The sequence below is a fragment of the Schaalia sp. 19OD2882 genome (genome assembly GCF_018986735.1).
Lineage (GTDB): Bacteria > Actinomycetota > Actinomycetes > Actinomycetales > Actinomycetaceae > Pauljensenia.
Window position 1 is genome coordinate 1446553 of the sequence record NZ_CP065521.1, and the last position, 24842, is coordinate 1471394.

Annotated in this window: 21 protein-coding genes and 1 tRNA gene; 9 read left to right on the top strand and 13 right to left on the bottom strand. The window is 65.6% G+C overall.

What is annotated here, in order from left to right:
* The first annotated feature begins 23 nt into the window (after window positions 1-23).
* The 6 genes from lipB to I6B53_RS06420 all read left to right on the top strand — a co-directional run bounded on the left by lipB (window position 24) and on the right by I6B53_RS06420 (window position 6023).
* A complete protein-coding gene (gene lipB, locus I6B53_RS06395) occupies window positions 24-743 on the top strand; it encodes a lipoyl(octanoyl) transferase LipB (protein ID WP_216763428.1) in 720 nt (239 codons plus the stop codon).
* Window positions 740-1888, top strand: a complete 1149-nt coding sequence (gene lipA, locus I6B53_RS06400) for a lipoyl synthase (RefSeq protein ID WP_216763430.1) — start codon at window positions 740-742, stop codon at window positions 1886-1888. Before lipB ends, lipA begins: the two co-directional genes overlap by 4 nt.
* Entirely contained in the window at window positions 1885-3468 is a 1584-nt protein-coding gene (locus I6B53_RS06405; protein WP_253953799.1) for a class I adenylate-forming enzyme family protein, read from the top strand. Before lipA ends, I6B53_RS06405 begins: the two co-directional genes overlap by 4 nt.
* A 220-nt stretch (window positions 3469-3688) precedes the next feature.
* Window positions 3689-4360, top strand: a complete 672-nt coding sequence (locus I6B53_RS06410; RefSeq protein ID WP_216763432.1) for a DUF6318 family protein — start codon at window positions 3689-3691, stop codon at window positions 4358-4360.
* Window positions 4361-4653: 293 nt separating this feature from the next.
* On the top strand, window positions 4654-5229 hold the full coding sequence (locus I6B53_RS06415) for a hypothetical protein (RefSeq protein WP_216763434.1): 576 nt from the start codon (window positions 4654-4656) through the stop codon (window positions 5227-5229).
* 128 nt (window positions 5230-5357) lie between these two features.
* Window positions 5358-6023 (top strand): DUF6318 family protein, encoded by a 666-nt coding sequence (locus tag I6B53_RS06420; protein ID WP_216763435.1) that lies wholly within the window; start codon window positions 5358-5360, stop codon window positions 6021-6023.
* 472 nt (window positions 6024-6495) lie between these two features.
* Here I6B53_RS06420 and I6B53_RS06425 read toward each other — a convergent pair.
* Window positions 6496-6569 (bottom strand) — tRNA-Val (locus I6B53_RS06425).
* A 156-nt stretch (window positions 6570-6725) separates the two neighbouring features.
* On the opposite strand from I6B53_RS06425, the gene I6B53_RS06430 reads away from it, so the two are divergent.
* Window positions 6726-7367, top strand: a complete 642-nt coding sequence (locus tag I6B53_RS06430) for a thymidine kinase (protein WP_216763436.1) — start codon at window positions 6726-6728, stop codon at window positions 7365-7367.
* Window positions 7368-7496: 129 nt separating this feature from the next.
* Here the strand turns inward: I6B53_RS06430 and aceE are convergent, their stop codons facing one another.
* Window positions 7497-10238: a pyruvate dehydrogenase (acetyl-transferring), homodimeric type gene (gene aceE, locus I6B53_RS06435; RefSeq protein WP_216763437.1), complete on the bottom strand. Its 2742-nt coding sequence runs from the start codon at window positions 10236-10238 to the stop codon at window positions 7497-7499.
* 202 nt (window positions 10239-10440) lie between these two features.
* Here aceE and I6B53_RS06440 point away from each other — a divergent pair, with 202 nt between their 5' ends.
* Entirely contained in the window at window positions 10441-10890 is a 450-nt protein-coding gene (locus tag I6B53_RS06440) for a DUF3052 domain-containing protein (RefSeq protein WP_216763438.1), read from the top strand.
* A 187-nt stretch (window positions 10891-11077) separates the two neighbouring features.
* Here the strand turns inward: I6B53_RS06440 and aspA are convergent, their stop codons facing one another.
* From aspA to I6B53_RS06485, 9 genes are all read right to left on the bottom strand, one after another.
* A complete protein-coding gene (gene aspA, locus I6B53_RS06445; protein ID WP_216763439.1) occupies window positions 11078-12586 on the bottom strand; it encodes an aspartate ammonia-lyase in 1509 nt (502 codons plus the stop codon).
* Between the two features lie 109 nt (window positions 12587-12695).
* The gene (locus I6B53_RS06450) at window positions 12696-13445 is read right to left on the bottom strand and encodes a succinate dehydrogenase/fumarate reductase iron-sulfur subunit (protein ID WP_216763440.1); all 750 of its coding nucleotides are present in this window, start codon (window positions 13443-13445) and stop codon (window positions 12696-12698) included.
* Window positions 13442-15340, bottom strand: coding sequence for a fumarate reductase/succinate dehydrogenase flavoprotein subunit (locus tag I6B53_RS06455; protein ID WP_253954013.1), 1899 nt, complete (start codon window positions 15338-15340; stop codon window positions 13442-13444). The genes I6B53_RS06450 and I6B53_RS06455 overlap by 4 nt, the downstream gene beginning before the upstream one ends.
* 110 nt (window positions 15341-15450) lie before the next feature.
* Window positions 15451-16164 (bottom strand): succinate dehydrogenase, encoded by a 714-nt coding sequence (locus tag I6B53_RS06460; protein ID WP_216763442.1) that lies wholly within the window; start codon window positions 16162-16164, stop codon window positions 15451-15453.
* A gap of 100 nt (window positions 16165-16264) precedes the next feature.
* Complete coding sequence (locus I6B53_RS06465) at window positions 16265-16645, bottom strand: acyl carrier protein (protein WP_216763444.1); 381 nt, start codon at window positions 16643-16645, stop codon at window positions 16265-16267.
* Window positions 16646-16678: 33 nt separating this feature from the next.
* Window positions 16679-17179 (bottom strand): DUF3145 domain-containing protein, encoded by a 501-nt coding sequence (locus tag I6B53_RS06470; RefSeq protein WP_216763445.1) that lies wholly within the window; start codon window positions 17177-17179, stop codon window positions 16679-16681.
* A 231-nt stretch (window positions 17180-17410) separates the two neighbouring features.
* Window positions 17411-18526, bottom strand: a complete 1116-nt coding sequence (locus I6B53_RS06475; protein ID WP_216763447.1) for a substrate-binding domain-containing protein — start codon at window positions 18524-18526, stop codon at window positions 17411-17413.
* 60 nt (window positions 18527-18586) lie between these two features.
* Entirely contained in the window at window positions 18587-19567 is a 981-nt protein-coding gene (locus I6B53_RS06480) for an ABC transporter permease (protein WP_216763449.1), read from the bottom strand.
* Window positions 19564-21075 carry a sugar ABC transporter ATP-binding protein gene (locus I6B53_RS06485; RefSeq protein WP_216763450.1) on the bottom strand — a complete coding sequence of 504 codons (1512 nt, stop codon included), beginning with the start codon at window positions 21073-21075 and terminating at the stop codon, window positions 19564-19566. The genes I6B53_RS06480 and I6B53_RS06485 overlap by 4 nt, the downstream gene beginning before the upstream one ends.
* 193 nt (window positions 21076-21268) lie before the next feature.
* Here I6B53_RS06485 and I6B53_RS06490 point away from each other — a divergent pair, with 193 nt between their 5' ends.
* Window positions 21269-22324 carry a LacI family DNA-binding transcriptional regulator gene (locus I6B53_RS06490; protein ID WP_216763452.1) on the top strand — a complete coding sequence of 352 codons (1056 nt, stop codon included), beginning with the start codon at window positions 21269-21271 and terminating at the stop codon, window positions 22322-22324.
* A gap of 73 nt (window positions 22325-22397) precedes the next feature.
* Here I6B53_RS06490 and def read toward each other — a convergent pair whose 3' ends face one another.
* Entirely contained in the window at window positions 22398-22889 is a 492-nt protein-coding gene (gene def, locus I6B53_RS06495; protein ID WP_216763453.1) for a peptide deformylase, read from the bottom strand.
* 1 nt (window position 22890) lies between these two features.
* Complete coding sequence (locus I6B53_RS06500) at window positions 22891-24726, bottom strand: proline--tRNA ligase (protein ID WP_216765381.1); 1836 nt, start codon at window positions 24724-24726, stop codon at window positions 22891-22893.
* Between the last annotated feature and the right edge of the window lie 116 nt (window positions 24727-24842).

Below are 24842 nucleotides of genomic sequence, written 5' to 3' on the forward strand. Positions count from 1 at the left end.
GAGGGCGGGACTACAATCCCCACGTGCGCATCATCGACCTGCTGCCTCTGGGCCTTACCGACTACACGGAGGTGGACGCCCTGCAGAGGCGCCTCCACCGGCAGGTCCTCGAAGGTGCCGAGGACGCGCTGGTCGTCGCCCAGTTCACGCCGACGTGGACCGCCGGACGCCACACTCGCCCCGAGGACGTACCGGACACCACCCTTGCGATCATCCACACCGACCGCGCGGGCTCAGCCACCTGGCACGGCCCCGGGCAGGTCGTCGTCTATCCCGTGGTGCGCTTGGCCGAGCCCGTGGACACCGTCAAGTGGATTCGCGCCGTCGAGGCCGGAGTCATCGACTGCCTGCGCCGGAGGTGGTCTTTGCCCGTCCAACGAGTGGAAGGGCGCGCGGGAGTGTGGATCCTGGAGGACGGGGGGCCCGACCGGAAGATCTGCGCCATGGGCCTCAAGGTTGCCAGGGGCGCAACCTTGCATGGTGTCGCCCTGAATGTCGCCATCGACATGAGTGACGCATTTCGCGGCATCATCCCCTGCGGTTTGGCGGATGCCACGGTGGCGTCCCTGCACACTGAGGGCGTGCACACCGACCTCGCCTGCGCCGCCCGCGCCCTGGTCCCTCAGCTGGTCGACTCGATCCAGCCCTGCCTTGCTCGCCCCGGCACCCCCGTGGCGTGGGTCAACGGTGCGGACGAGCTTGACACCGCCCGGCGGGAAGCCACGACAGGAGGAATGCAGTGAGCACCATTCCGGACCCCGAAGGCAGGAAGTTGCTGCGCGTCGAGGTGCGCAACCGCGAGACCCCCATCGAGGACAAGCCCGACTGGATCCGCCAGTACGCCAAGTCCGGCGAGAACTACATGGACATGCGCGCCCTGTCCGAAGCCAAGGGACTGCACACCGTGTGCGCGGAGGCGAATTGCCCGAACATCCACGAATGTTGGGAGGACCGCGAGGCCACATTCCTGTTGGGTGGGCGCGTGTGCACCCGCCGCTGCGACTTCTGCAACATCGCCACCGGGCGCCCCACCGAATACGACACGGATGAGCCTCGCCGGGTCGCCGAATCCGTGGCCGGCCTGGACCTGCGCTACGCCACCATCACCGGTGTCACCCGCGACGACCTGCCCGACGGGGCCGCTTGGCTCTACGCCGAGACCTGCCGTCTGATCCACGAGAAGTCCCCTTCCACCGGCGTGGAGCTGCTGGTGGACGACTTCCGCGGGCAGATGGAGGGGGTGGACCTGATTGCCGAAGCGAACCCGCAGGTCTTCGCCCACAATCTGGAGACGGTTCCGCGCATCTTCAAGAAGATCCGCCCGGCGTTCCGCTACGAGCGTTCCTTGGCGATGATCCGCCACGCGGCCGACTTGGGGATGGTCACGAAGTCCAACTTGATCCTTGGCATGGGTGAGACTCGTGAGGAAGTGCGCCAGACCATGAGGGCGCTGCGGGATTCCGGCTGTGACCTGCTGACTTTGACCCAGTACCTGCGTCCTTCTCCCCTGCACCACCCGATCGACCGGTGGGTGCATCTGGAGGAGTTCCTCGAGTTGGCGGCCGAGGCCGAGGAGATCGGTTTCGCAGGCGTCATGGCCGGGCCTTTGGTGCGTTCCTCGTACCGGGCCGGCTACTTGTGGGCGCGTGGCATGAGGGCTCGCGGTTTCGCGATCCCGGAGCATCTCGCGCACTTGGACGAGCAGGGTTCGGCTCTGCAGGAGGCCAGCGTGGTCCTGGAGAACCTGCAGGCTCGTCGGGCGGCCCGCGCTGCCGCGAAGCGGGCGAAGGCGGCGAGTGCTGTGAACTCGTCGAGCACTGTCGGGGCTGTCGGCGTTGCAGGCGCTACGAATCCCTCCGCTCCTTCAAGGGTGACCTGCGCGTCGTGACCGCCCCCGACTTGTCCCCTGCCCGCTTCCTCGGTCGGGCTGCCGCCCAACACCCTGAGCGCCTGTCCTTGGTGGATGTGGGCACCGGCCGCATGTGGAGTGTCGCCCAGACGTGGCTGACCGTGCGGCGCCTGACCACAGTGCTGCGGAGCCTCGGGGTCGGTGAGGGGACGCGGGTGGCGCTTGTCTGCGCGAATTCCGCTTGGCACTTCCTCACGCACATCGCTTGCGCGTGGACTGGAGCCGTCTCGGTGCCGTTGTCGCCGCGTCTGCCCTCCGCCCTGCTGGCCGAACTGCTGGAGGGGTGCGGGGCGGCATTGGTTCTGGGTCCCACCCGCCCGGTGGAGGGCCTTTCCTCGGGGGTGAGCACTCTGTCCTTCGAGCAGCTGGCCGCCCTCGTCGATGCTGCCACACCTGCCGAGGACTCTCCCCTGCCCAGTAGTGGGCGCACGGCCGCCCTGGTCCACACCTCCGGGTCCACGGGGCGTCCACATCCTGTCGAGCTCACCCACGAGAACCTGTGGTGGGCGTCGATGAGTTTTCGCGACGGATTCGAGTACACGCCCGGGCGCGACGTCGTTGGCGTGTGCGCTCCGTTGTCGCATGTCGGCGGGTTCAACGGGACGACCATGGACACCGTGTGCCACGGCGGAACCCTGGTGGTCATGCCGGAGTTCTCGCCCGAAGTGGTGCTGCGTGCGGTCCAGGAGCACCGGATCTCGATGATGTTCCTGGTGCCCGTCATGTGTCACCTGTTGCTCGATGCGCAGGAGTACGTGTGCGCGGACCTGTCGTCATGGACCCGCCCGCTGGTGGGCGGCGACCGGATGTCGCCCACCCTGCATGCACGGATGCGATCGGCTGGCCTGGCGCCGATCCACGTGTGGGGAATGACCGAGACCGGCGGGGCTGGAGCCATGTGCTCGCCCGAGGTCTGGGCCGCGCACGAGGGCGCGATCGGGCGGCCCTTCCCTCATCTGGACCTGCGGCTGGTTTCCGCAGCGGGCGAGATCCTCACCGGTGCCGGGATCGTCGGCGAGGTCGAGGTCAGCGGGCCCGGGGTGAGCACGGCGGAGGCAGCCGAGCGAGGCCGGGAAGGGTGGTTGCCCACCGGCGACCTGGGGCGCTATGACGAGGGCGGCTTCGTGCACTTCGAGACGAGGGCGTCGCGCCTGATCAACACGGGCGGCGAGCTGGTGTCGCCTCTGCGGGTCGAAGACGCCCTGCGGGCGCTGCCCGAGGTCAGGGACGCATTGGTGGTGGGTGTGCCTGACGAGCGTTGGGGCCAAGTGGTCGGCGCCGTCATTGTGCCTGCGGGCGGCAACGATGCCGGCACGCTACCGGTGGAGCGCCACGACAGTGTTGGTACGGCCGGCGCCGATGCTGACGGCGGTGCTGCAACCTCGACAGCTGAGAAGGATGGCCCCGAGGAATGGTCCACTTCGTTTTTCTCCGCTCAACTGGCAGATGTTCTGGCCCCGTGGGAAGGCCCACGTAGGATCGTCGCAGTCCGAGCGATCCCGACCACCGCCACAGGAAAGCCCGACCCAACCGCCGCCCTGGCCCTGCTCCAGCCTTGACCCCCTCCCGCGACTGTTCCTCCACTCCTCCCTCGCGAGACTCGTCCGTCATTCGCTGAGATTCGTCCGCCCCTTCGCGAGATTCGTCCGCCCCTTCGCGAGATTCGTCCGCCCCTTCGCGAGATTCGTCCGTCAGCTGGCTTGGTGCGGTGGGGGTGGTTGTCCACAGATTTGTTCAGTTGTCTTCCATTTGAGTCCTTGAGTATCTAGCGTGTGGGGCATGGGAAATGAGAGTGGGGCGAGGGTGCTGGCTCGACGCGGTGCTGGGCCCTTGGTAGCAGCGTGCAGCGTGGTGGTGGGGTTGCTGGGGCTGGTCGCGTGTCAGGGCACGGGGGACGGTCAGAGTGGTGATTCTGCGGGCTCAGTGGACTCTGTTGCCAGTGGTGTGCAGTCGGGTGAGGTTCAGATGTCCGGTGGTTACGTGGTGGGCCCGAACGGGTACTTGCTTCAGCCCGACGATCCGGACATGGTCGAACCGGTCCTGCCCGCCATCGCCAAGGAACCCAGCGTCGAAGGCGCAGAAGCCTTCATCCACTACTACCTGGATCTGCTGGCCCACTCCTGGTACACGGGCGACACCGAGAAACTCGAAGCCGTCTCAGGAAACTCCTGCAAATTCTGCAAAGGCCGAATCGAAACGATCGAGGACGTCTACGCAAAAGGCGGATGGGAACACGGGCTTTCATATGAGATGACTTTACTCAAAGAGCCAATTCTTGCGGATGATGGTCGCGTTGGATTCATTGGCGCTTTGCGAGAGTCTTCGCATGTCGTGTACCAAAATAGCACCCTATATCATGGTGACTTCACGGAATATGACATGCAGCTTCAGAGCAAGTGGATTGACGGTGAATGGATTCTCTTCGCGGGAATCGTCAAGGGGGAGCGGTGAGTCATCTATTGCATTTTCTCCTCACGGTCGGCATTTGGATCACACTTGTGGCGGCCACCTCTTCTTTGGCTTCTCCTGCCCCTTTTCAACCAGCTTCGACACGGCAACTGCCCGCAGATCAATCACCGGCGAATCTGTCGGTGAGTACAGGCGGCTCGAGCGATCCAGAGGTTGACCTCGAATCAGAAGAAGGAGGCTCTGGTGGCGGTGGCTGGCCTGGCCCTGCTGGAGAGCCTGAGGTTCCGGAGGTCCCAGAGGCGGAGTCGAAGTCTGGCTCTCTTCCGTCGTATTTGGTGGATCATTCTGGGTTCTGGTGTTACACGCCTGAGCAGATGGAGGAAGTGTTCATGGGGCGTGCTCGGGGTCAGTGTCCGCCCGAGCCGGCAGATGCGCCCTTCGTGCCCTCCGACTGGCAGATCACACGCAGGGCGCTCGCCACTGTCACGGTCGAGCCCGCCGGGCTGGTCATGCAGCCCCCGAACCTGGCAGTGGTGGGCATCGCCCAACTGGCCCACGCCACCCGCACCCACCAGGAACACGCGGTGAACATGCTCGGCAAAACAGTCACCATCACCTTCCACGCCCAAGAGTTCATCTTCGACTTCGGCGACGGCAGCCACCCGGTGGTCTCCCACGACCCGGGTGCCCCCTACCCGGATATGACCAACCAACACACCTATGAAGAGCCAATCGAGTCCACACACCTGACACTGACCACATGGTGGCAAGCAACCGTGACCAACCCGTGGACCGGACACACCATCACCCTGCACGAAAAACTCAAAACCGTCGAAACCACACCCCCCTTCGAAGTCAAACACCTCCACATCGCCCTGACCGACACCGCCGAAGAACTCCAAGGACACTGACACACCCCACACCCACCCAAAACAAGACAACAAACAAATCTCACGAGAAGACAAGAGGGCGGGATACTTGTCAACGAATTTGTTCAGTTGTCTTCCATTTGAGCCCTTGAGCATCTACTGTAGGGCCCATGGGAAATGAGAGCGAGGCAAGGGTGCTGGCTCGACATGGCGCTGGACCCTTGGTGTTGGCGTGTGTGGTGGTGGGGTTGCTGGGCTTGGCCGCGTGTCAGGGGCCGGGGGATGGCCAGAGCGGGGATTCTGCGGGATCGCTGGACTCTGTTGCCAGTGGTGTGCAGTCGGGTGAGGTTCAGATGTCCGGTGGTTACGTGGTGGGCCCGAACGGGTACTTGTTGCAGCCCGACGACCCGGACATGGTCGAGCCGGTACTGCCCGCCATCGCCAAGGACCCCAGCGTCGAAGGTGCAGAAGCCTTCATGAACTACTACTTGGATCTGGTCGCCTACTCCTGGTACACGGGCGACACCGAAAAACTCGAAGCAGTCTCAGGAAACTCCTGCAAATTCTGCAAGAGCAGGATTGAGGCAATCAAAAATGTTTACTCAAGGGGTGGGTGGGTCCACGGTCTACGATATAGTCTTTCGCCGTCCGAACGTCCAATCCTCGGTAATGATGGAAGAATTGCACTAATCGGAACTCTGCAGGCATCTCCCCATGCCCTCTTCAAGAATCACGCAATTGATCGCCGGGGACCTCGGGAACATCAGATTGAAATTCAAAGCAAGTGGATTTCTGGAAAATGGATCCTGTGGGGATGTGTTATCGAGGAGAAATGACGTGCACCTACATCTGAACCCAAGAATTTTCCCTTGCCCCACAAGGTCACTGGTAATTACTTCAACTTTGCTCATCTCTCTGCCTCCGCTTTATGGCACGACAGATCCGACGGGAGACCATGGAGGAAGGGCCGATGATCCAATACTGGATGTAAGTGCTGGAGGCAATGGTCAGATCAAGCTTGGGGCTGAGCAGCGAGACTCCGAAACGGGCGGCCTCCTTTCTCAACATGCATCTTCAGAGTCGACTGCAGCGCAGGAGCTTGGTTCTCTTCCGTCGTATTTGGTGGATCATTCTGGGTTCTGGTGTTACACGCCTGAGCAGATGGAGGAGGTGTTCATGGGGTGCGCTCGGGGTCAGTGTCCGCCCGAACCGACAGGTGCGTCGTTCGTGCCCTCCGACTGGGAGGTTGTGTAGGGCGGTGGCCGCTGTCACGGTCGAACCCACCGGGAACTACGAAAACGTGACCGGTGGGCCCGGCCGGCCTCGAACCGACGACCTCTGCGGTGTAAACGCAGCGCTCTGACCAACTGAGCTACAGGCCCCGTGCCCGCACCGGGCACCGGACAAGCATAGCGACTGCTGACCGGAAAGCTCCCCTGCGCCCACCGACGCCCAGACTGGACCAGCCACGCCGCCGTGCATGGATCGCATCCGTCCTGCACTCGCAGGTACCATCGGATGGCACGAGAGGAGCCCCGGTGGCCAAATTGTACTTCCGCTACGGAGCGATGAACTCCGGCAAGTCCACCGCGTTGCTCCAGGCGGCCTTCAACTACGAGGAACGTGGGCAGCGGGTCCTTCTGGCCAAACCCTTGGTCGACACGAAGGGCGATGCACGCGTCCTCTCGCGGCTCGGAGTTTCGCGTGAAGTGGACCTGCTGGTCGCGCCGGACACAGACCTTTTCGCCCTCATGTCCGATGCGGTGCGCGGACATGATTCAAGCGCACTGCTGCCCGACATCCCCTCCGCTGCGATCTCCTGCCTGCTGGTCGACGAGGCCCAGTTCCTCACCCCTGCCCAAGTCGACGACCTGCTGCGGGTGACAGTCGAACTCGACATTCCCGTACTCGCCTACGGCATCCGCACCGACTTCCAGACTCGATCCTTTCCCGGGTCACGGCGCCTGCTCGAGGTCGCACACTCCCTCGAAGAACTCAAAACCATCTGCCGCTGCGGCCGCAAGGCCATGTTCAACGGCCGTAGGGTCGGCCAAAACTTCGTTTTCGACGGGGAACAGGTGGCGATCGACGGAGTCGAGGTCGGATACGAGTCACTGTGCCCGCGCTGCTACCTGGACGCGGGTGGCTCCTTGCCGTACAGGGCAGCGCGTCAGGCCTGAGGCCGCGTTCACAGGCCCACCAGCCGCAGCACCCGTCCCTTTCATGCACGAGGACGGGAACGGCCCCGGGACCGTCGTCGGGTCCCGGGGCCGTCGCCCTCGTCAATCGGCGATCAGCGAAGACAAAGGTCAGTCCTCATGCGTGTCGCCAGCAGCATCGATCGAGCAGTTGAACAGGTCGTAGCGGTTGATCGCCTCACGCAGGACCGACCGGTCCATGACGCCCTCTTCCACCAGAGCCTGCTGAGTGCGCAGGACGATCGACTCGGCGTCGATGTGGAAGTGACGGCGCGCCGCGCGACGCGTGTCCGACAGGCCGAAGCCGTCCGCTCCCAACACGTGGTACTTGCCCGGCACCCACTGACGAATCAGGTCGGGCACCATCTTGTCGTAGTCGGTGGAGGCGATGAACGGTCCCTCGGCCCCGCCCAGGCGGGTGGAGATGAAGGGCACCTGCGCGGGCTCATCCGGGTGGAGGAAGTTGTGCTCATCAGCCTCCAAGGCGTCGCGGCGCAGCTCCGACCATGAGGTCACCGACCACACCTGGGCGTCCACGCCCCACTGCTCGGCAAGGATCTTCCTGGCCTCGACCAGCCACGGCAGGGAGATGCCGGAGCCCATCAACTGCACCTTGTGGCCCACTCCCGAGTGCTCCGCCACCTTGTAGATGCCCTTGAGCAGGCCCTCACGGTCCAGATTCTCCGGCTCGGCAGGCTGGTGGATCGGCTCGTTGTACACAGTGAGGTAGTACAGGACGTTCGGGTCGCGCCCGTCAGCCGGGCCGTACATGCGCTGCAGGCCGTCCCACACGATGTGCTTGATCTCGTAGGCGTAAGCCGGGTCGTAGGTGATGAAGCCGTGGTTCGTCGCAGCAATCAGAGGCGAGTGCCCGTCAAGGTGCTGCAGTCCCTCACCGGTCAGAGTCGTGCGGCCGGCGGTGGCGCCGATGACGAAACCTCGTGCCAGCTGGTCGGCAGCCGCCCAGAAGGAGTCACCGGTGCGCTGGAAGCCGAACATCGAGTAGAAGATGTAGAAGGGCACCATCGGCAGATCGTGCGTGGCGTAGGCGGTGCCCACGGCCTGCAGAGCGGCCGCCGACCCGGCCTCGGTGATGCCCGTGTGCAGAACCTGGCCCTGTTCGGACTCCTTGTAGGAGAGCATGAGGTCTGCGTCGACGGCCGTGTAGCTCTGGCCGTGCGTGTTGAAGATCTTCGCCGAGGGGAAGATGGCGTCCAGACCGAAGGTGCGCGCCTCGTCGGGGATGATCGGCACGAAGTAGCGGCCGACGTTCTTGTCCTTGAGCAGGTCCTTGAGCAGACGCACCAAGGCCATGGTGGTGGCCACCTCGAGCTGCCCCGACCCCTTGGACAGTGAGTCGAAGGGTTTGGTGGGAAGCTCAGGCAACTTCGGGTCGCGCTCGTAGCGGCGCTCCGGCACCCATCCGCCGAGCTTGTGGCGCAGTTCCTTCATGTACTGCAGGGCCGGGTGGTCGGCCGGCGGCGCGTAGTAGGGAGGCTTGTACGGGTCGGCCTCGAGCTGCTCATCCGTGATGGGGATCTGCAGGCGGTCGCGCAGCGCCTTGGCGTCGTCCAGGGTGAGCTTCTTCATCTGGTGGGTCGAGTTCCGGCCCGCGAAGTTCGACCCGAGGATGTAGCCCTTGATCGTGTGTGCAAGGATGACGGTCGGCTGGCCGGTGTGCTCCATTGCGGCCTTGTAGGCGGCGTAGACCTTGCGGTAGTCGTGACCTCCACGCTGCAGAGCCCAGATCTGCTCGTCCGTCCAGTCGGCCACCAGGGCCTTGGTGCGGGGGTCGCGTCCGAAGAAGTGCTCACGCACGTATGCGCCGTCGTTGGCCTTGAAGGTCTGGTAGTCACCGTCCAGGGTGTCGTTCATGATGTGGACGAGCGCAGAGTCCTTGTCGGCTGCCAGCAGCTGGTCCCAACCTCGGCCCCAGATCACCTTGATGACGTTCCATCCGGCGCCCTTGAAGAAGGCTTCGAGCTCTTGGATGATCTTGCCATTGCCGCGCACCGGGCCGTCCAGGCGCTGAAGATTGCAGTTGACGACGAAGGTCAGGTTGTCCAGGCTCTGCTGGGCGGCCAGTTGGAGCATGCCTCGCGACTCCGGCTCGTCCATCTCGCCGTCGCCGATGAAGGCCCACGTGTGCTGCTGGGAGGTGTCCTTGATGCCCCGCATGTGCAGGTAGCGGTCGAACCACGCCTGGTAGATGGCGGCGGCCGGCCCCAGGCCCAGCGACACTGTGGGGAACTCCCAGAACTCGGGCAGTTGGCGCGGGTGCGGGTAGGAGGGCAGGCCCTTGGTGGTGGAGACCTGCTGGCGGAAGCCGTCCATCTGCTCCTCGCTCATGCGTCCTTCGACGAAGGCGCGAGCGTAGGGGCCGGGCGAGGCATGACCCTGGAAGAAGACGTGGTCACCGCCGCCCGGGTGGTCCTTGCCTCGGAAGAAGTGGTTGAGACCGACCTCGTACAGGGTGGCCACGGAGGCGTAGGAGGAGATGTGTCCGCCGACCTTGACGCCGGGGCGCTGCGCACGTGTGACCTGGACGGCGGCGTTCCAGCGGATCCACCGGCGGAACTGGCGTTCAAGGGCCTCGTCACCGGGGAAGTAGGGTTCGTCCTCGACCGGGATCGTGTTGACGTAAGGGGTCGTGTACTCCTGTGGGAGCTGGACTCCGGCACGGCGGGCACGGTCGAGCATGTGCAGCAGGATGTACCTGGCCCGCGGCCCGCCCTTCTCGTCGATGAGACCCGACAGGGATTCCACCCATTCGGCGGTCTCTGCTGGATCATTGTCCGGGACCTGCCGGAGCAGACCGTTGACGACAGGATGGCTCTCGCTCGTGGTGCTCACGGATACCTCTTCCTCCATCTGGACGCGTGGATTGCACACGTCATCGTGCGTACGGGGTCCATTGTCTCGCTTCACTCGAACGTTTGCGAGCCTGACCGGGACTTCCGGCCCATGAGAAAGGACTCATTGCACTGAGCACAGGCGGCGATCCTCAACCGTCGAGTGGGCCACTTCAGCCCGAGGCGTGCCCTACCATTGGCACGTGACGTCTGAAGCAGATGGCGCAGCCGCGCCGAATGGAAAAGCAGCCGCTGGATTCCCGGGACTCGGATTCACCCCAGGCCAGGTCGTCCAGGAGTTCTATGTCGATGACGACTGCGATGAAGCCCTGAGAACAGCAATTGAAACGGCCACTGGCGAGCCCTTGGTCGATGTCGATCACGGCGATGTGGTCGACGGGGCGATCGTCTGGTGGCGCTCGGAGGACGCCGAGGAGGATGACTTGGCGGATGTCCTGGTCGATGCGATGACGAACCTTGACGACGGCGGCCAGGTGTGGGTCCTCATCCCCAAGCCGTCGCGTCCCGGCGCCGTTCCAGTGGCCGACGTCGAGGAGGCTGCGAAGGTGGCTGGGCTCAGTTCTACTTGTGCGGCGTCGGTCGGTCAGGCGTGGGCGGGGATCCGTCTCACAGCCCGTCCACGAGGGCGCTGAGTCCCGTTTCTCTCGTGCCGGCAGGAAGTCCGTCCGCGACCCCTGTGGGACCTTTTCGTGACGAGGGCGCAGCGGCGTCTCCTCGGCGCGCTGCGTGATCTCCACGGGGCGAGGGCGGGGCCGCCCTCGTGCCCACCGTGACGTCTGCCCGCGCGCCCGCAGGACCGCCCCGCCCGGATTCGCGGGGTCAATCCTGCGAGGGCGACCCGACTGGCTCGTCCTGCCCCTTCGCCCCTTCGGCCTGCGAGGACCCCTCCTCTGCCTCCTCCCGCACCACGGCCTTGCCCACCAGGCGGCCGCGGAAACGAGGACGAGCAAGATTTTCCGGCGAGAGGATCTGGTCGACCTGATCCTCGGTGAGCAGCCCGAGCTCAAGGACCACGTCACGCACGGTGCGTCCCTCCGCCGCGGCCTTGCGCCCCACCTTGTCGCCGGCGTGGTGGCCGATGACGTCATTGAAGTAGGTGACGATGCCGATGGAACCGGTGACATATCCCAGGCACACGTCCTCATTCGCCGTGATGCCGACGACGCAACGCTCCCGTAGTGTCCGGCAGGCATTGGTGAGCCGCTGGATGGAGGCGAAAAGGGCCTGGGCGATGACAGGCTCCATGACGTTGAGCTGCAACTGTCCTGCCTCGGCCGCCATGGTCACCGTCTGGTCGTTGCCGATGACGTGGAAACACACCTGGTTGACCACTTCGGGGATCACCGGGTTCACCTTGGCGGGCATGATCGACGACCCTGCGGCCATCTCCGGCAGGTTGATCTCGTTCAGGCCGGCGCGCGGACCCGAGGCCAGCAAACGCAGGTCGTTGCAGATCTTCGAAAGTTTCACGGCGGTGCGCTTGATGGTGGCGTGCATCGACACGTAGGCGCCCGTGTCGGAGGTGGCCTCGATGAGGTTCGACGCGCCCTTGACGGGCAGCCCTGTGACCGTGCGCAGGTGGCGGATGACGCTCTCCTGGTAGCCGGGAGGGGTGTTCAGACCGGTGCCAATGGCGGTGGCGCCCAGGTTGACCTCCAGCAACAGGTCGGAGTTGTTGACCAGGCGATCATCCTCCTCACGCAAAGTGATGGCGAAGGCCATCATCTCCTGGCCGAGGGTCATGGGCACGGCGTCCTGCAGCTGGGTGCGTCCCATGGTGAGGATGTCGGCGAACTCCTGCCCCTTGGCGGCGAAAGTGTCCGCCAAGTCGTCCACCGACCGTCTCAGCCGGGCGACCTCCCGGTGCAGGGCGATGCGGAAAGCGCTCGGGTAGGCGTCATTCGTCGACTGCGAGCGGTTGACGTCGTCATTGGGGTGGACGATGTCGTAGCGTCCTTTCGCCTCACCCAGCACCTCCAGGGCGAGGTTGGCGATCACCTCATTGGCATTCATGTTGACCGACGTGCCGGCCCCGCCCTGGAACTGGTCGATGGGGAACTGGTCCATGCAGCGACCTTCATGCAGGACCAGGTCGCAGGCGGCGACGATGGCCTCGGCGATGCGCGGCTCCATGACCCGCAGTTCCTTGTTGGCAAGTGCGGAGGCCTTCTTGACCTGGACGATGGCGCGGACCATCTCGGGTACGTCGGAGATGGTCCTGCCGGAGATCCGGTAGTTCTCCAGTGCACGCAGCGTGTGGATTCCCCAGTACACCTCCGCAGGAACCTCCCGTGGTCCGAGCAGGTCCTCTTCGATGCGCACGTCCATGGTCGCTCCTTTCCTCGCCGAACAGAGACTCCACGCATGATGCTAGGTACTGAGGTGCCATGCGGGGCGGGATTTCGGCTGATTGTGTCCTTCTTCAGATGAGCGGGGCTCAGGTGCGTGCCGGGTGCAGGGCGGCACCCCAGCGTTCCTTCGCGACGAGGGCGGTCGCCCCCAAGTCGACACCTGCCGGGCACACACGCGCGCACTCCCTGTACCCTGAACACGCGCCGAACCACTGGTCGACCGCCGCAGCGACGGCCCTCGCCCTGCGCCCCCGTTCCAGGGAGGGGATCGGCAGGGACGCAAGGTGCGCCACACGAGCCCCCGCATAGAGGGCCGCCGAGCCGTTCGGACATGCCGCCACACAGGCGCCGCACCCGATGCAGGCCGCCAGGTCCAGGGCGGCTTCAGCCACGTCATGGGGCACGGGCAGTGTGTCCGCATCGGGAGCCAGTCCCGTGTCGACACTCGCAAAGCCACCGGCCAAGGTCACCTCATCCAGTACTCCCCTGTCCACGACCAGGTCACGCACCACCGGATACAGCCCGCTGCGCAGAGGCTCCAAAGTGATGACCGCTCCGTCACGGCGCTTTCCCACCCTCTGGTGACATGCGGGCAGGTTGTCCCGCCACCCGTGCGGGCGCCCGTCGACCGTGAGTCCGCAGGCGCCGCAGATCCCCTCGCGGCAGTCGGACTCGAAGGCCACAGGGGCTTTTCCCTGCGAGGTGAGCATCTCGTTGAGGTGGTCGAGCAGCTCCAGGACGCTCATCCGCGAATCGCACCCGTCCAGCTCGTACTTCTCGAAGCGGCCCCGAAGCTGCGGGCCGCTCTGGCGCCACACTTTCAGCTTCAGTCTCATCGGTAGCTCCTCGTGGCCACCTGCACGGTCCGGAAATGCAGGTTCTCCTGGTGGTGCACGAACTCGACCGGCTGTGCGGACCCGCCCTCGTCCCCCCAGCCGCTGGAGTGCCAAGCGGACACACGCATCCATGAGGCGTCGTCGCGCAGGGCCTCACCGTCCTCACTTTGGTGTTCGGCGCGGAAGTGTGCACCGCAGGACTCCTCCCTGTGCAGGGCGTCCACACAGGTCAACTGGGCCAGCTCCAGGTAGTCGCCGACCCGGGCGGCTTCGACCAGATCCTGGTTCCATTCTCCCGATGTCCCTGTGACCTGGACGTCCTCGTGGAAGGCGCGCCGAAGGTCCGCAATCTGCCCCACGGCCTCCTGGAGGCCCTGCCGGTCCCGCACGACCCCGCAGTTTCGATACAGCAGCGCACCCAGTTCTCGGTGGAACTCCTTGGCGGGCACAGCGCCACCTGCGCCCAACAGCGCCTCGGTCCGGGAGTTGACCTCTTCCAGGCCGGCGCGCACCGCCTGGTCGTCCTCGGCCACAAGGTCCTGACCGAGGAGGCCAGCCAGGTAGTCGGGCACAGTCAGCGGAATCGTGAAGGCGCCGTCCACGCAGGCGGCCAGAAGGGAGTTCGCGCCGAGTCGGTTGGCTCCGTGGTACGCGGCATTGGCTTCACCTGCGACGAACAGGCCCGGCACATTGCTCATGAGTTGGTGGTCGACCCACAGGCCACCCATGGTGAAGTGTGCACCGGGAGCGATCCGCATCGGGCGCTCGTAGGGGTCCTCTCCGGTGGCCTCGCGGTACATGTCGAAAAGGTTCCCATAGCGTTCCGCCACGACCTCGCGGCCCAGGCGTTCAAGCGCGTCGCGGAAGTCCAGGTACACGGAGTTCTTCAGCGGGCCCACGCCGTGCCCCGCCTCGATGCGCTCGCGGGCGGCGCGTGAGGCGATGTCGCGGGGCGTGAGGTTGCCGAAGGCCGGGTATCGCCGCTCCAGGTAGTAGTGACGCGCGTCTTCGGGCACATCGCCGGGCGGGCGCTGCTCGTCGGGGTCCGCCGGCACCCAGATGCGCCCGTCATTGCGCAAGGACTCCGACATGAGGGTGGTCTTGGACTGCCATGTGGCGGACACGGGCAGGGCCGTGGGGTGGAATTGGACGAAGCAGGCAGAGGCGAAGAGCGCGCCCTTGCGGTGGGCGCGCCAGATGGCGGTCGCGTTGGAGTTCTTCGCCAAGGTCGAGTGGTACCACATGTTCCCGTACCCGCCGGTCGCCAGGACCACGGCATGGGAGCGCAGGACCCGCAGTTCCCCGGTGCGCATGTCGCGCACGACCACCCCGGCGGCCCTCCCGTCGGCCAGGACCAGGTCGAGCATCTCGTGTCGCACCCACAGTCGTGCGCGTCCGGTTGCGACCTGTCGCATGAGGGACGAGGACGCCGCCACCTGCAGTTGCTGGCCGGTCTGGCCGCGTGAGTAGTAGGTGCGGGAGACCTGGACGCCGCCGAAGGAACGCGTCGACAGGGACCCCCCGTACTCGCGGGCGAAGGGCACGCCCAAGGCGTTCATGTGGTCGATGACCCGCTCCGATTCGCGTCCGAGCCTCCAAGCCTCCGATTCGCGGGCGCGGAAGTCGCCGCCCTTGACGGTGTCCCGCACGAAGCGTTCGAGGGCGTCCCCGTCCACACGACGGGCCCTGGCCGCGTTGATTCCGCCCTGGGCGGCCACCGAGTGGGCTCGCCGCGCAGTGTCGTGCAAGGTGACGACGTCCACCGTGTATCCGAGCTCCGCCAGCGCAGCGGCAGCACCTGCCCCCGCCAGTCCCGTGCCGACGACGACAACGGTGAAACGCCGCCTGTTCCCGGGGCTCACCAGGCGCGCGTTGGCCACGAATTCCTTCCACATGAGGTCGGGGCTGGTGTCGGGTTCGTGCGGGTCGAGGGTGCCGCCCTCGAGGATGCGCATTTCGGAGTCGAGAGCGTGCCCGGGATCGGCTGCGTGACGGGCGGCGGTGGTCATGGCGTCACCCCCTGAAGGTGTGAATGGACCAGCACTGCCCCGTCACCTGCGACGACAAGGAGGGCCAGGAGGAACGCAAACGTGCGGACAAGGCGGCGAGCCTTCACGGAGCTGCCCCCGAGGTCCGCCCATGCCAGCACCAGACCGTGGGCGAGGTGGACTCCCAGTGCCACCAGGGCCAGCGCATAGGTTGCGGCCATGACGGGCCTGGACAGGGAGGCGACGACATTGGCGGCGGCGTGGTGGGCGGGATCGGGGTGGCGGAAGGTGTCGGATGCCACGAGGGCGCCGACGGTCAGGTCAAGGATGTGCACGGCGACGAATCCCAGCAGCAGGATCCCGGTGGGAAGCATGAGGCGCGCACCCCATGCCCGAAGGGCCATGCCCTTGGCCCCTCGCGTACGGGTGCGCAGTCCCCGTCTCCACAGGATCGCTGCGCACAGGAGGTGGACTCCCAGTGCGGCACCCATGACTGCGCGGAATGCCCACAGCAGCCCTTCGTCGGGCAGGAGTGGTACTCCGACGTGGCGCAGCCACGCGGCGTAGGCGTCCATGGCCGCCGGATCGTGGAGGAGCTTGAGATTGCCGGCCATGTGGACGAGGACGAAGAGGGCCATCATCAGACCGGAGGCGGCCATGAGCGCCTTGGCCACCCATGTCGGCACGAGCACTTTGCGGCGCTTCACAGGAAGGCGACCGTGGATCTCCATGGATGCTCCTCCCCTGCCTCAGGTGGGGCGACTGCATTGTCGCCCCTGGCCCCACCAGCCTATTGCGGCAGCTGCGACCAGGGGCGTCTTCGGAGGTCGGTCAGTCGGGAGTAGCGGCGGCGAGGAGGTCGCCGAGGGTGCGCCATTGGCGGATCTGCTCATCGGGGAAGGAACTGCCGGTTTCGTGCTCGACCATGGACACGATTGCGTACAGGCCAAGAGTGTCCAGGTCGAGGTCGGTGGCCAGTGCGAGGTCTTCTCGCGCCTCCTGGGGGTCGAGGTCGGTGTGTTCCAGGACTGCGGTCATGACGGATTCGCGGGCTCGCTCTGCGCGGGTGCGGGCGTCCTCGTCCGTGACGCCGGCGAGCAGGGCGCGGGCCGACTCCTGGGCGTCGCTTCCGCCAGGTTCCGTCTCTGCGGCGGAGTTGGCCGGTGGTTCCTGCGACAGGGAGTAGCCCAGCAGGTCCGCGATCGTCCCCATGCAGTGGTCCTTTCTCGGTGTCGTGACCGCAGGTCAGCTGACCCGGTTGAGCCAGCGGACCGCCACTCCGGCTCCGGCGTAACGGAAGGGTTCGAGTTCGTCGTCCCACGCCTGTCCGAGGGCCAGATCGAGACCTTCTCGCAGTTCCTCGACGGTGAGGGAGGATTCGAGGGCGGCGCGCACTCGGTCCTCGGGGATGACCGTGTTGCCGGCGGTGTCGATCTGGGCGTGGAAGATTCCCAAGGAGGGCGTGTGTGACCAGCGCCCGCCGTCGGTGCCGTTGGCCGGTTCCTCGGTGACCTCGTAGCGCAGGTGCTCCCAGCCGCGCAGGGCGGATGCCAAGCGGGCTCCCGATCCGGCCGGTCCGACCCAAGCGATTTCCGAGCGCACCATGCCGGGCGCTGCCTCCTGTGGGGTCCACTGGAGGTGGATTTCCTGGTCCAGCGCCGTGCCTGCTGCCCATTCGATGTGCGGGCACAGTGCGGGCGGCGTCGAGTGCACAAAAAGTACACCGCGGGTGTACGTCCCTCTCATCGTGACCTCCAGTCGGTTGAGGATCGTCTTCCCCTACGTCCTCGCACCACCCGGCGGGTGATCATCCATGAGTCACGGCCCGGCCGCGCACGGTTGCCCTCCATTGTGCACGAGACCCCCGCCCTCGTTCCAGTGCCGAGGACGGGGGTGTCGCGACGAGTCGGGGCGGGTGGTTGCGGGTCGAGCCTGTGCCGGGAGCCCCGAGCCGGGTCCGGGCTCAGTGGAGTCGGGTCAGTCGTAGAGCAGGACTGCGACCTTCTCGTCCTCGATGTTCGACTTGTCGTACCACACCGAGCCCGTGTCGACGTCGGCCACTGCCTCACCCTTGGAGGCCTTGACCGCCAGTTCCACTGCCTTGTAGCCCATCTGGTAGGGATCCTGGGAGACCGACCCGAGGAACTTGCCGTCCTTGACCGCGGCCTTCTGGGACGCCCCGGCGTCGAAGCCCACGACGAAGATGTCCTTGTACTTGCCCGACGTCTTGTCCAAGTCGGTGGCATCGGCGGTTGCCGAGATCATGCCGTTGACCCCGTCCTGGTTGGCCGCGAAGATCGCCACCAGACCCTGGGTCGACAGGACCGAGTTCGCCGCCGCCTGGATGTCGGCCTGGGACGTGGTCGGAGGCACGGTGACGACGATCTTCACCTTGGCCGCCTTTGACGCGGGAATCGTCCACTTCTGCTGACCGGAGACGTCGACTGCACCCGCCATGCCCGGCAGGGCCTCGATCTGGGAGACGGCTTCCTTCACGAACCCGTCCACACGCTGCACGATCGAACCGGAGGTGGAGTCCTGCGCGAGGACGCCGACAACCGCGGGGGCGGCCTCGGTGCCCTTGGCCAGCGCCTTTTGGACATCCGGGTTCCCGATGAGGTTCTTTGCGACATTGGCTCCGGCGGCGACATTGTCGGTCGTCGCCGTGGCGACCACTGCCCCGGAGGAGTCACCGGGGACGCCCGAGTCGAAGCCGATGACGGGGATCTTCGCCTCCTTGGCCTTGAGCAGCACGTCCTGCACGGCGTCGGGTTGGCTGGCTGCCAGGGCGATGGCTGCCGGACGCTGGTTGACGGCGGCGGCGAGTTGTTCGACCTGCTGGGAGACATTCGACTCAGCGTCGGGCCCGTTGGTGGTGAGTTCGACGCCGAGTTCGTCGGCTGCGGCCTGGGCTCCCTTGAAGGCGGCCTGGTAGAACTGGTTCTGGTAGCTCTTGGAGATGATGATGACCTGGGGTTTGCCGCTGGAACCTGCGGCCCCGGAGGCCTGCCCCGACTGCGCATTGTCACTGCACGCCGTGACTCCTGCCAGGGCGACCAGTGCGGTCGCCGCGAGGGCGATGGTGCGTTTCATGGGTGTTGCCTTTCGTCGTTGAGGGACGGTTGGACGAATTCTTGGGGTGTGGCCGAGGGCTCAGGAGCGTCGGCGACGGGTCCTCAGGACGTCGAGGAGGACCGCGAGGATGACGACCACGCCGATGAGGACTTGCTGCCACTGGACGGGCAGGCCCATGGACAACAGGCCGGTTTTGAGCACGGAGATGACGAAGACGCCGATTATGGTCCCCCACAGGGAACCGATTCCGCCGGCCAGCGAGGTGCCTCCGATCACGCAGGCCGCAATGGCGTACATCTCCTGACCATTGCCGGTCTGTGGAGTGATCGAGGAGAAGGTGGCGGCGTAGATCGCGCCGGCCAGGCCGCAGAAGAAGCCGTTGACCACGTAGACCCAGAACTTCCAGGTGCGCACGACGACTCCTGACAGTTCAACGGCTTCCTCGTTCGAGCCGATGGCGTAGGTGTACCGGCCGAGTTTCGTGCGTCGCAGCAGGAACCATGCGACGGCGAAGAATGCCGCCAACCACAGGATGCCGACAGGGAAACTGTTCACCTTGTACAAGACGTTCTTGAACCAGCCGTCGTCCGAACCCAAGGAGGGATAGGTCTGTGTCTGCACATTTGCCACGACGGCGCACAGTCCCAGCGAGACGAATTGCATGCCGAGTGTGGCGATGAACGGCGGCAGGTGCAGATATCCGACCAGGAGTCCGTTGCCGATGCCGAAGAGCACACCGACCAGCACGACGATGAGCAGGGACACGGCGATCGGCAGGTGCCACACGTTGTAGGCGACACCGCCGACCAGGGCCGCGCCGACCATGACGGTGCCCGAGGACAAGTCGATGCCGGCGGTGATGATGACGAAGGTCATGCCGATGGCGAGGAAGCCGATGTAGTAGGACGAGTCGAGAATCGACACGAAAGTGTCGGCGGAGAGAAACCTGTTGCCGAACACTGCGAAGAATGCGTAGAGGATCACCAAAGCGGCAAGTGCCATGACCTGCTGCATCGCCGCGCTGGACACCTTCGGGACGGGGAGCGTCTTGCCGCTCATCGCTGTTCCTTCCTGTCGTCGTGGTGGGTGGCCATTGCCATGATCCGTACGGGAGTGGCTTCGGCAATGTCGAGAATTCCGGTGCTGACCCCTTCGGACATGACGACGACACGGTCCGAGAGGTGGAGGATTTCGTCGAGGTCGGAGGAGACGAGGATGATCGACTTTCCTTCCTCGACCAGGCTTCTGATGAGTTCGTAGATCTCGGCGCGGGCGCCGATGTCGATTCCGCGGGTGGGCTCGTCGAAAATGAGTACGTCCATGTCCCGAAGGAGCCACTTGGCCAGGACGACCTTTTGTTGGTTGCCACCCGACAGGGCTCGCACCGACTGGTGGATGCTGGGAGTCTTGATGCGCAGCAGTTCGACGAATTCCTTGGCGCGTTTGACCGACAATCCGTCCCGTACTGCGAGGAATCCGGCGAGCAGGTCGTAGGAGGGCAGTGCCACATTGTCCTTGACGGACAGATTCACCACCAGTCCGTATCGCTTCCGATCCTCGGACAGGTAGGCAATGCCCTTTTCCACGGCGTCGCGCGGGTGGGTGAAGTGGACTTCCTTGCCTTTGACGATCAATGTGCCGCTTGCGCTGGGATCCGCCCCGAAGAGGATCTGCATGGTCTCGGTCCGCCCGGCTCCCACCAGGCCGGCGAATCCGAGGATCTCACCGGCGCGCAGGTCGAAGGAGACCCCGCGCACCTTGGTGGAGGTGAGGTTGCGGGCCTCCAGGACGACTTCGGCATCCGGTGGGACCTTGGAGGTTTCCTTCTTCGGATTGATGACCTTCCGCCCCACCATGAGTTCGATGACCTCATCGATGGCGGTGGACGCCGTGTCCAGTGTGCCGACGTGGGCGCCGTCGCGGAACACGGTGATCCGGTCCGAGATCTCCATGATCTCGTGCATTCGGTGCGAGATGTAGACCACGGCCACACCGGCCGCCTTCATCCCGCGCACCCGGCGCAACAGGTCGGCAGCCTCGGCCTCGGACAGTGCGGCCGTGGGCTCGTCGAGGATGAGCACCTTGGTCGAGGTGAAGGACATGGCGCGCGCGATCTCGACCAACTGCGCCTTGCCGACACTGAGGTCACGAAGTCTGTCGGTGGGTTCCACACCGATGCCGAACTGGTCGATGAGTTCACGGGCCTTGAGGTTCAGATCCGTGTCGGAGACCAGGAACCCGGCGGACTCGCGACCGATGAAGATGTTCTGGGCAACCGTGAGGTCACCCATCATGTTGAGTTCCTGGTGCACGACCGAAATGCCGCGGGCCTGGGCGTCACGGATCGAATGAAAGCGAGCGTCCCGGCCTTCGAATTCGTAGACGCCCTCGAAATCCGAGAGCATCCCGGCCATCACCTTGACCAGGGTGGACTTGCCTGCGCCGTTTTCGCCGACGATCGCGTGGACCTCGGCCGGACGCAGTTCGAAGTTCACCCTGTCCAGAGCCTGTACACCTGGATACCTCTTCGACACGCCCTTCATCTGAAGCAGCGGTGCTTCACTCATGGGCCACTCCTTTCCTCGGGTCGATGGAACGCCGCAGTGCGCACGATCCACGTGGTGAATCGGAAGAGGGATGCGCAGCCGGACGTCAGAGGACAATGCGAGCGACAACGATTGACAACGTTGTCATCTTGGCCACTAGATTATGCTCATGGCGGATGACAGTCAAGACTCGAAAGGACTCGAACCGGTAACGATGCCTCCAACGACTCCTGCCCCACACAACCCGAAGGACCAGAGGCCACGGGCGACGATGACGGATGTCGCCTCCTTGGCGGGAGTCGCCCTGAAGACGGTCTCCCGGGTGGTCAACGGAGAACCGAATGTGTCCTCCCGAACGGCCGAACGCGTCTGGTCCGCCGTCGAGGAACTCGACTACCACGTGGACATGCGCGCAGGTTCCCTGCGCCGCACGGACGGACGCACGAAGACCGTGGGCCTGCTGGTCTCCAGTGTGGCGAACCCCTTCGCGGGTGAACTCCACCGCGGAGTCGAAGAAGTGGCGGCCCACCGCTCAGTGGCCGTGATCGCCGCCAGTTTGGAGGAAGACCCCGCGCGAGAACGGGCCCTCCTGCGGGACTTCCGGGCCCGCCACGTCGACGGCATCGTCCTCGACACGACCTCCAACGACCCACGTCATGTCGAAGACCTGTGCGCCGCCGGCATTGCGGTGGTCCTGGTCGATCGCGTGCCGGAGGGCCCCCGCGTGGACAGCGTGACAAGTGACAACCTCAGGGCCGCCGAGGACGCCACACTGCACCTGCTGGCCCATGGCCATCGCCGCATCGCCCTGGTCATGGAGCCCCGTTGCGTTCCCACGGCCGCCGCAAGGCTCACAGGATTCCACGACGCGCTCCGGGCCGCCAACATCGATCCGGCCATCTGCCCTGTCATCGAAGTTCCGGCCGACGCCGCATCCGCCCGCCGCGCGGTGGAGGGTCTTCTGCGTTCGCCCGAGCGGCCGACTGCCCTGTTCTCCACTCAGAACGTGCTGAGCGTCGGCGTGGTCGGCGCCATCCACGCCACGGGCCACCAGCACGATGTCGCCTTCGTGGGCTTCGACGACGTTCCACTCGCGGAGTTCCTCGATCCGCCCTTGACCTTGGTGCACCAGGACCCGAGGCTCATCGGGCGCCTCGCCGCAGAACTCCTCTTCGACCGCCTCGACGGCGCCAGCACGGACCCCCGGGCCCTCGTCGTCCCGACCCGCATGGTGGCGCGGGGCAGTGGAGAGATCCGCCCCGCACACTGAACCCCCGCCCTCGTTCCGTGCCGAGGGCAGGGGCCCGCGTGTTCGTCGGAAGCGCAGATGGCGCGCCCGACAGTCAGTAGGCCTTCTGGCGGATGTCCCGCAGGGCACGCTTGCGGGTGGCCCGGTCCAGACGATCGATGTACAGGTGCCCGTCCAGGTGGTCGCATTCGTGCTGCAGGCACCGGCCCATGAGTTCCTCGCCCTCGACCACCACCGGTCGGCGATCCAGGTCGATACCCTCCACCCTGGCGTACCAGGCGCGCTTGGTCGGGTACCACAGCTCGGGAACGGACAGACATCCTTCGTCGCCGTCCTGGAACCGGTCCTCGGAGAGGGCAACCAGGCGCGGGTTGAGGACGTAGCCGATCTCGCCGTCGATGTTCCACGAGAATGCCCGAAGCCCCACCCCGATCTGGTTCGCGGCAAGACCCGCCCGCCCGTCCATGTCGACGGTCTCCAGCAGGTCCTCCACAAGCGCCTTCACACGCGCGTCGATGTCGGTGACCGGGTCGCATAGAGTGCGCAGGACGGGGTCACCGATGACGCGGATCTCGCGGATCCCCATGTCAGGCCCCCTCCCCCACCAGCTGCGGGGTGCGTCCGGCCAACAGGTCCGCGTGCAAGCGCGCGACAAGGGCGGCGGCCCGGGCCACTGGAACCTCGACACGTTCGCCCGTCGCGCGCAGGCGCACCTCGACCTTGCCGTCGGCCAAGCCTCGGCCCACGACCACGGCCACAGGGATGCCGACCAGTTCCGCATCGGCGAACTTCACGCCGGCGCTCACCTTGCGGCGGTCGTCCATCAGGACATCCAGTCCTGCACCGTCGAGCTCCGCCCCCAGATCGGCAGCCGCCTTGAAGACCTCTTCACCCTTGCCGGTCGCCAGCAGGTGCACGTCGAAGGGGGCGACACCCGCCGGCCACGCCAACCCCATGTCATCGTGGTTGGCTTCGGCCAAGGCAGCCACCACGCGGCTCACACCGATGCCGTAGGAGCCCATCGTGACCACACGGGACTTGCCGTTCTCGTCCAGGACGGTCAGTCCCAGGGCTTCGGCGTACTTGCGACCCAAGGCGAAGATGTGGCCGATTTCGATGCCGCGCTCCAGGTGCAGGGGGCCCGAACCGTCGGGGGCCGGGTCGCCCTCGCGAACTTCGGCGGCTTCAATGGTGCCGTCGGCCTCGAAGTCGCGTCCCTTCGTCAGCCAGAAGACGTGCATGTCGACCTCGTTGGCGCCAGTGATCCACGTGGTGCCGTCAACCACGCGCGGATCCAGCAGGTAGCGTACGGAGCCGGTGGCATTGCCGTCCTCGTCCACCGTGCGCAGTGGAGAGTTGGGGCCGACCACCTGCGGGCCGATGTATCCCGGGACCAGTTCCGGATGTGCGGCCAACTCGTCGGAAGTGGCCATCTCGACCTCGGCGGGGGCCACGGCGGCCTCCAAGCGCTTCATGTCGACCTCCCGGTCTCCCGGCAGTCCGACGACCAGCAGCTCCTTCTCACCGCTGGGCCGGGTCAAGGTGACCACGACGTTCTTCAAGGTGTCTGCAGCCGTCCAGGCCCGATCGGCGCGCGGGTGCAGCTCGTTGGCCAGGATGACGAGTGACTCGATGGTCTTGGAGTCGGGGGTGGGCAGGACGACGGCCTCTGGCGTGCCCTCCGGGGGCAGGGGCTCGGGTGCGGGGGTGTTCACGGCCTCGGCATTGGCGGCATAGCCTCCTGCCGACCGCACGAAGGTGTCCTCGCCGATGGGGCTGGGGTGCAAGAACTCCTCCGAGCGTGAGCCACCCATGGCGCCGGACATGGCCGCGACGATGACGTACTCCAAGCCCAGTCGGGTGAAGATGCGCTCGTAGGTGTCACGCTCGGCCTGGTAGGAGGCGGCCAGACCGTCCTCGTCCAGGTCGAAGGAGTAGGCGTCCTTCATGACGAAGTCGCGTCCGCGGATGATGCCGGCACGAGGGCGGGCTTCGTCGCGGTGCTTCGTCTGGATCTGGTAAAGGGTGCAGGGCAGGTCCTTGTACGAGGAGTACAGGTCCTTGACCAAAAGGGTGAACATCTCCTCGTGGGTGGGGGCCAGCAGGTAGTCGCCGCCCTTGCGGTCCGTCAGGGTGAACAGTGTCGGACCGTATTCCTCCCACCGCTTGGTCGCCTTGTAGGGTTCGCCGGGCAGCAGGGCCGGGAAGTGCACCTCGTCGGCGCCCATGCGGTCCATCTCCTCACGCACCACCTGCTCGACCTTGCGCAGCACGCGCAGGCCCAGCGGCAGCCAGGTGTAGATGCCGGGGGCGGTGCGGCGGACGTAGCCGGCACGGACGAGCAGCTTGTGCGACGCGACTTCGGCGTCAACGGGGTCCTCGCGCAGAGTGCGCAGGAAGTACGTGGACAGGTTTCTCAGCACGCCCATCAGCCTAGTTCACGCCGATGTCACCGGCGAAACCCCACCGTCGAGGCCTTGGCCACCGTGGTCGACCGGAGAGCACCCCGCTCCGGGGGTCATTCGAGCGCAGGGCCTGC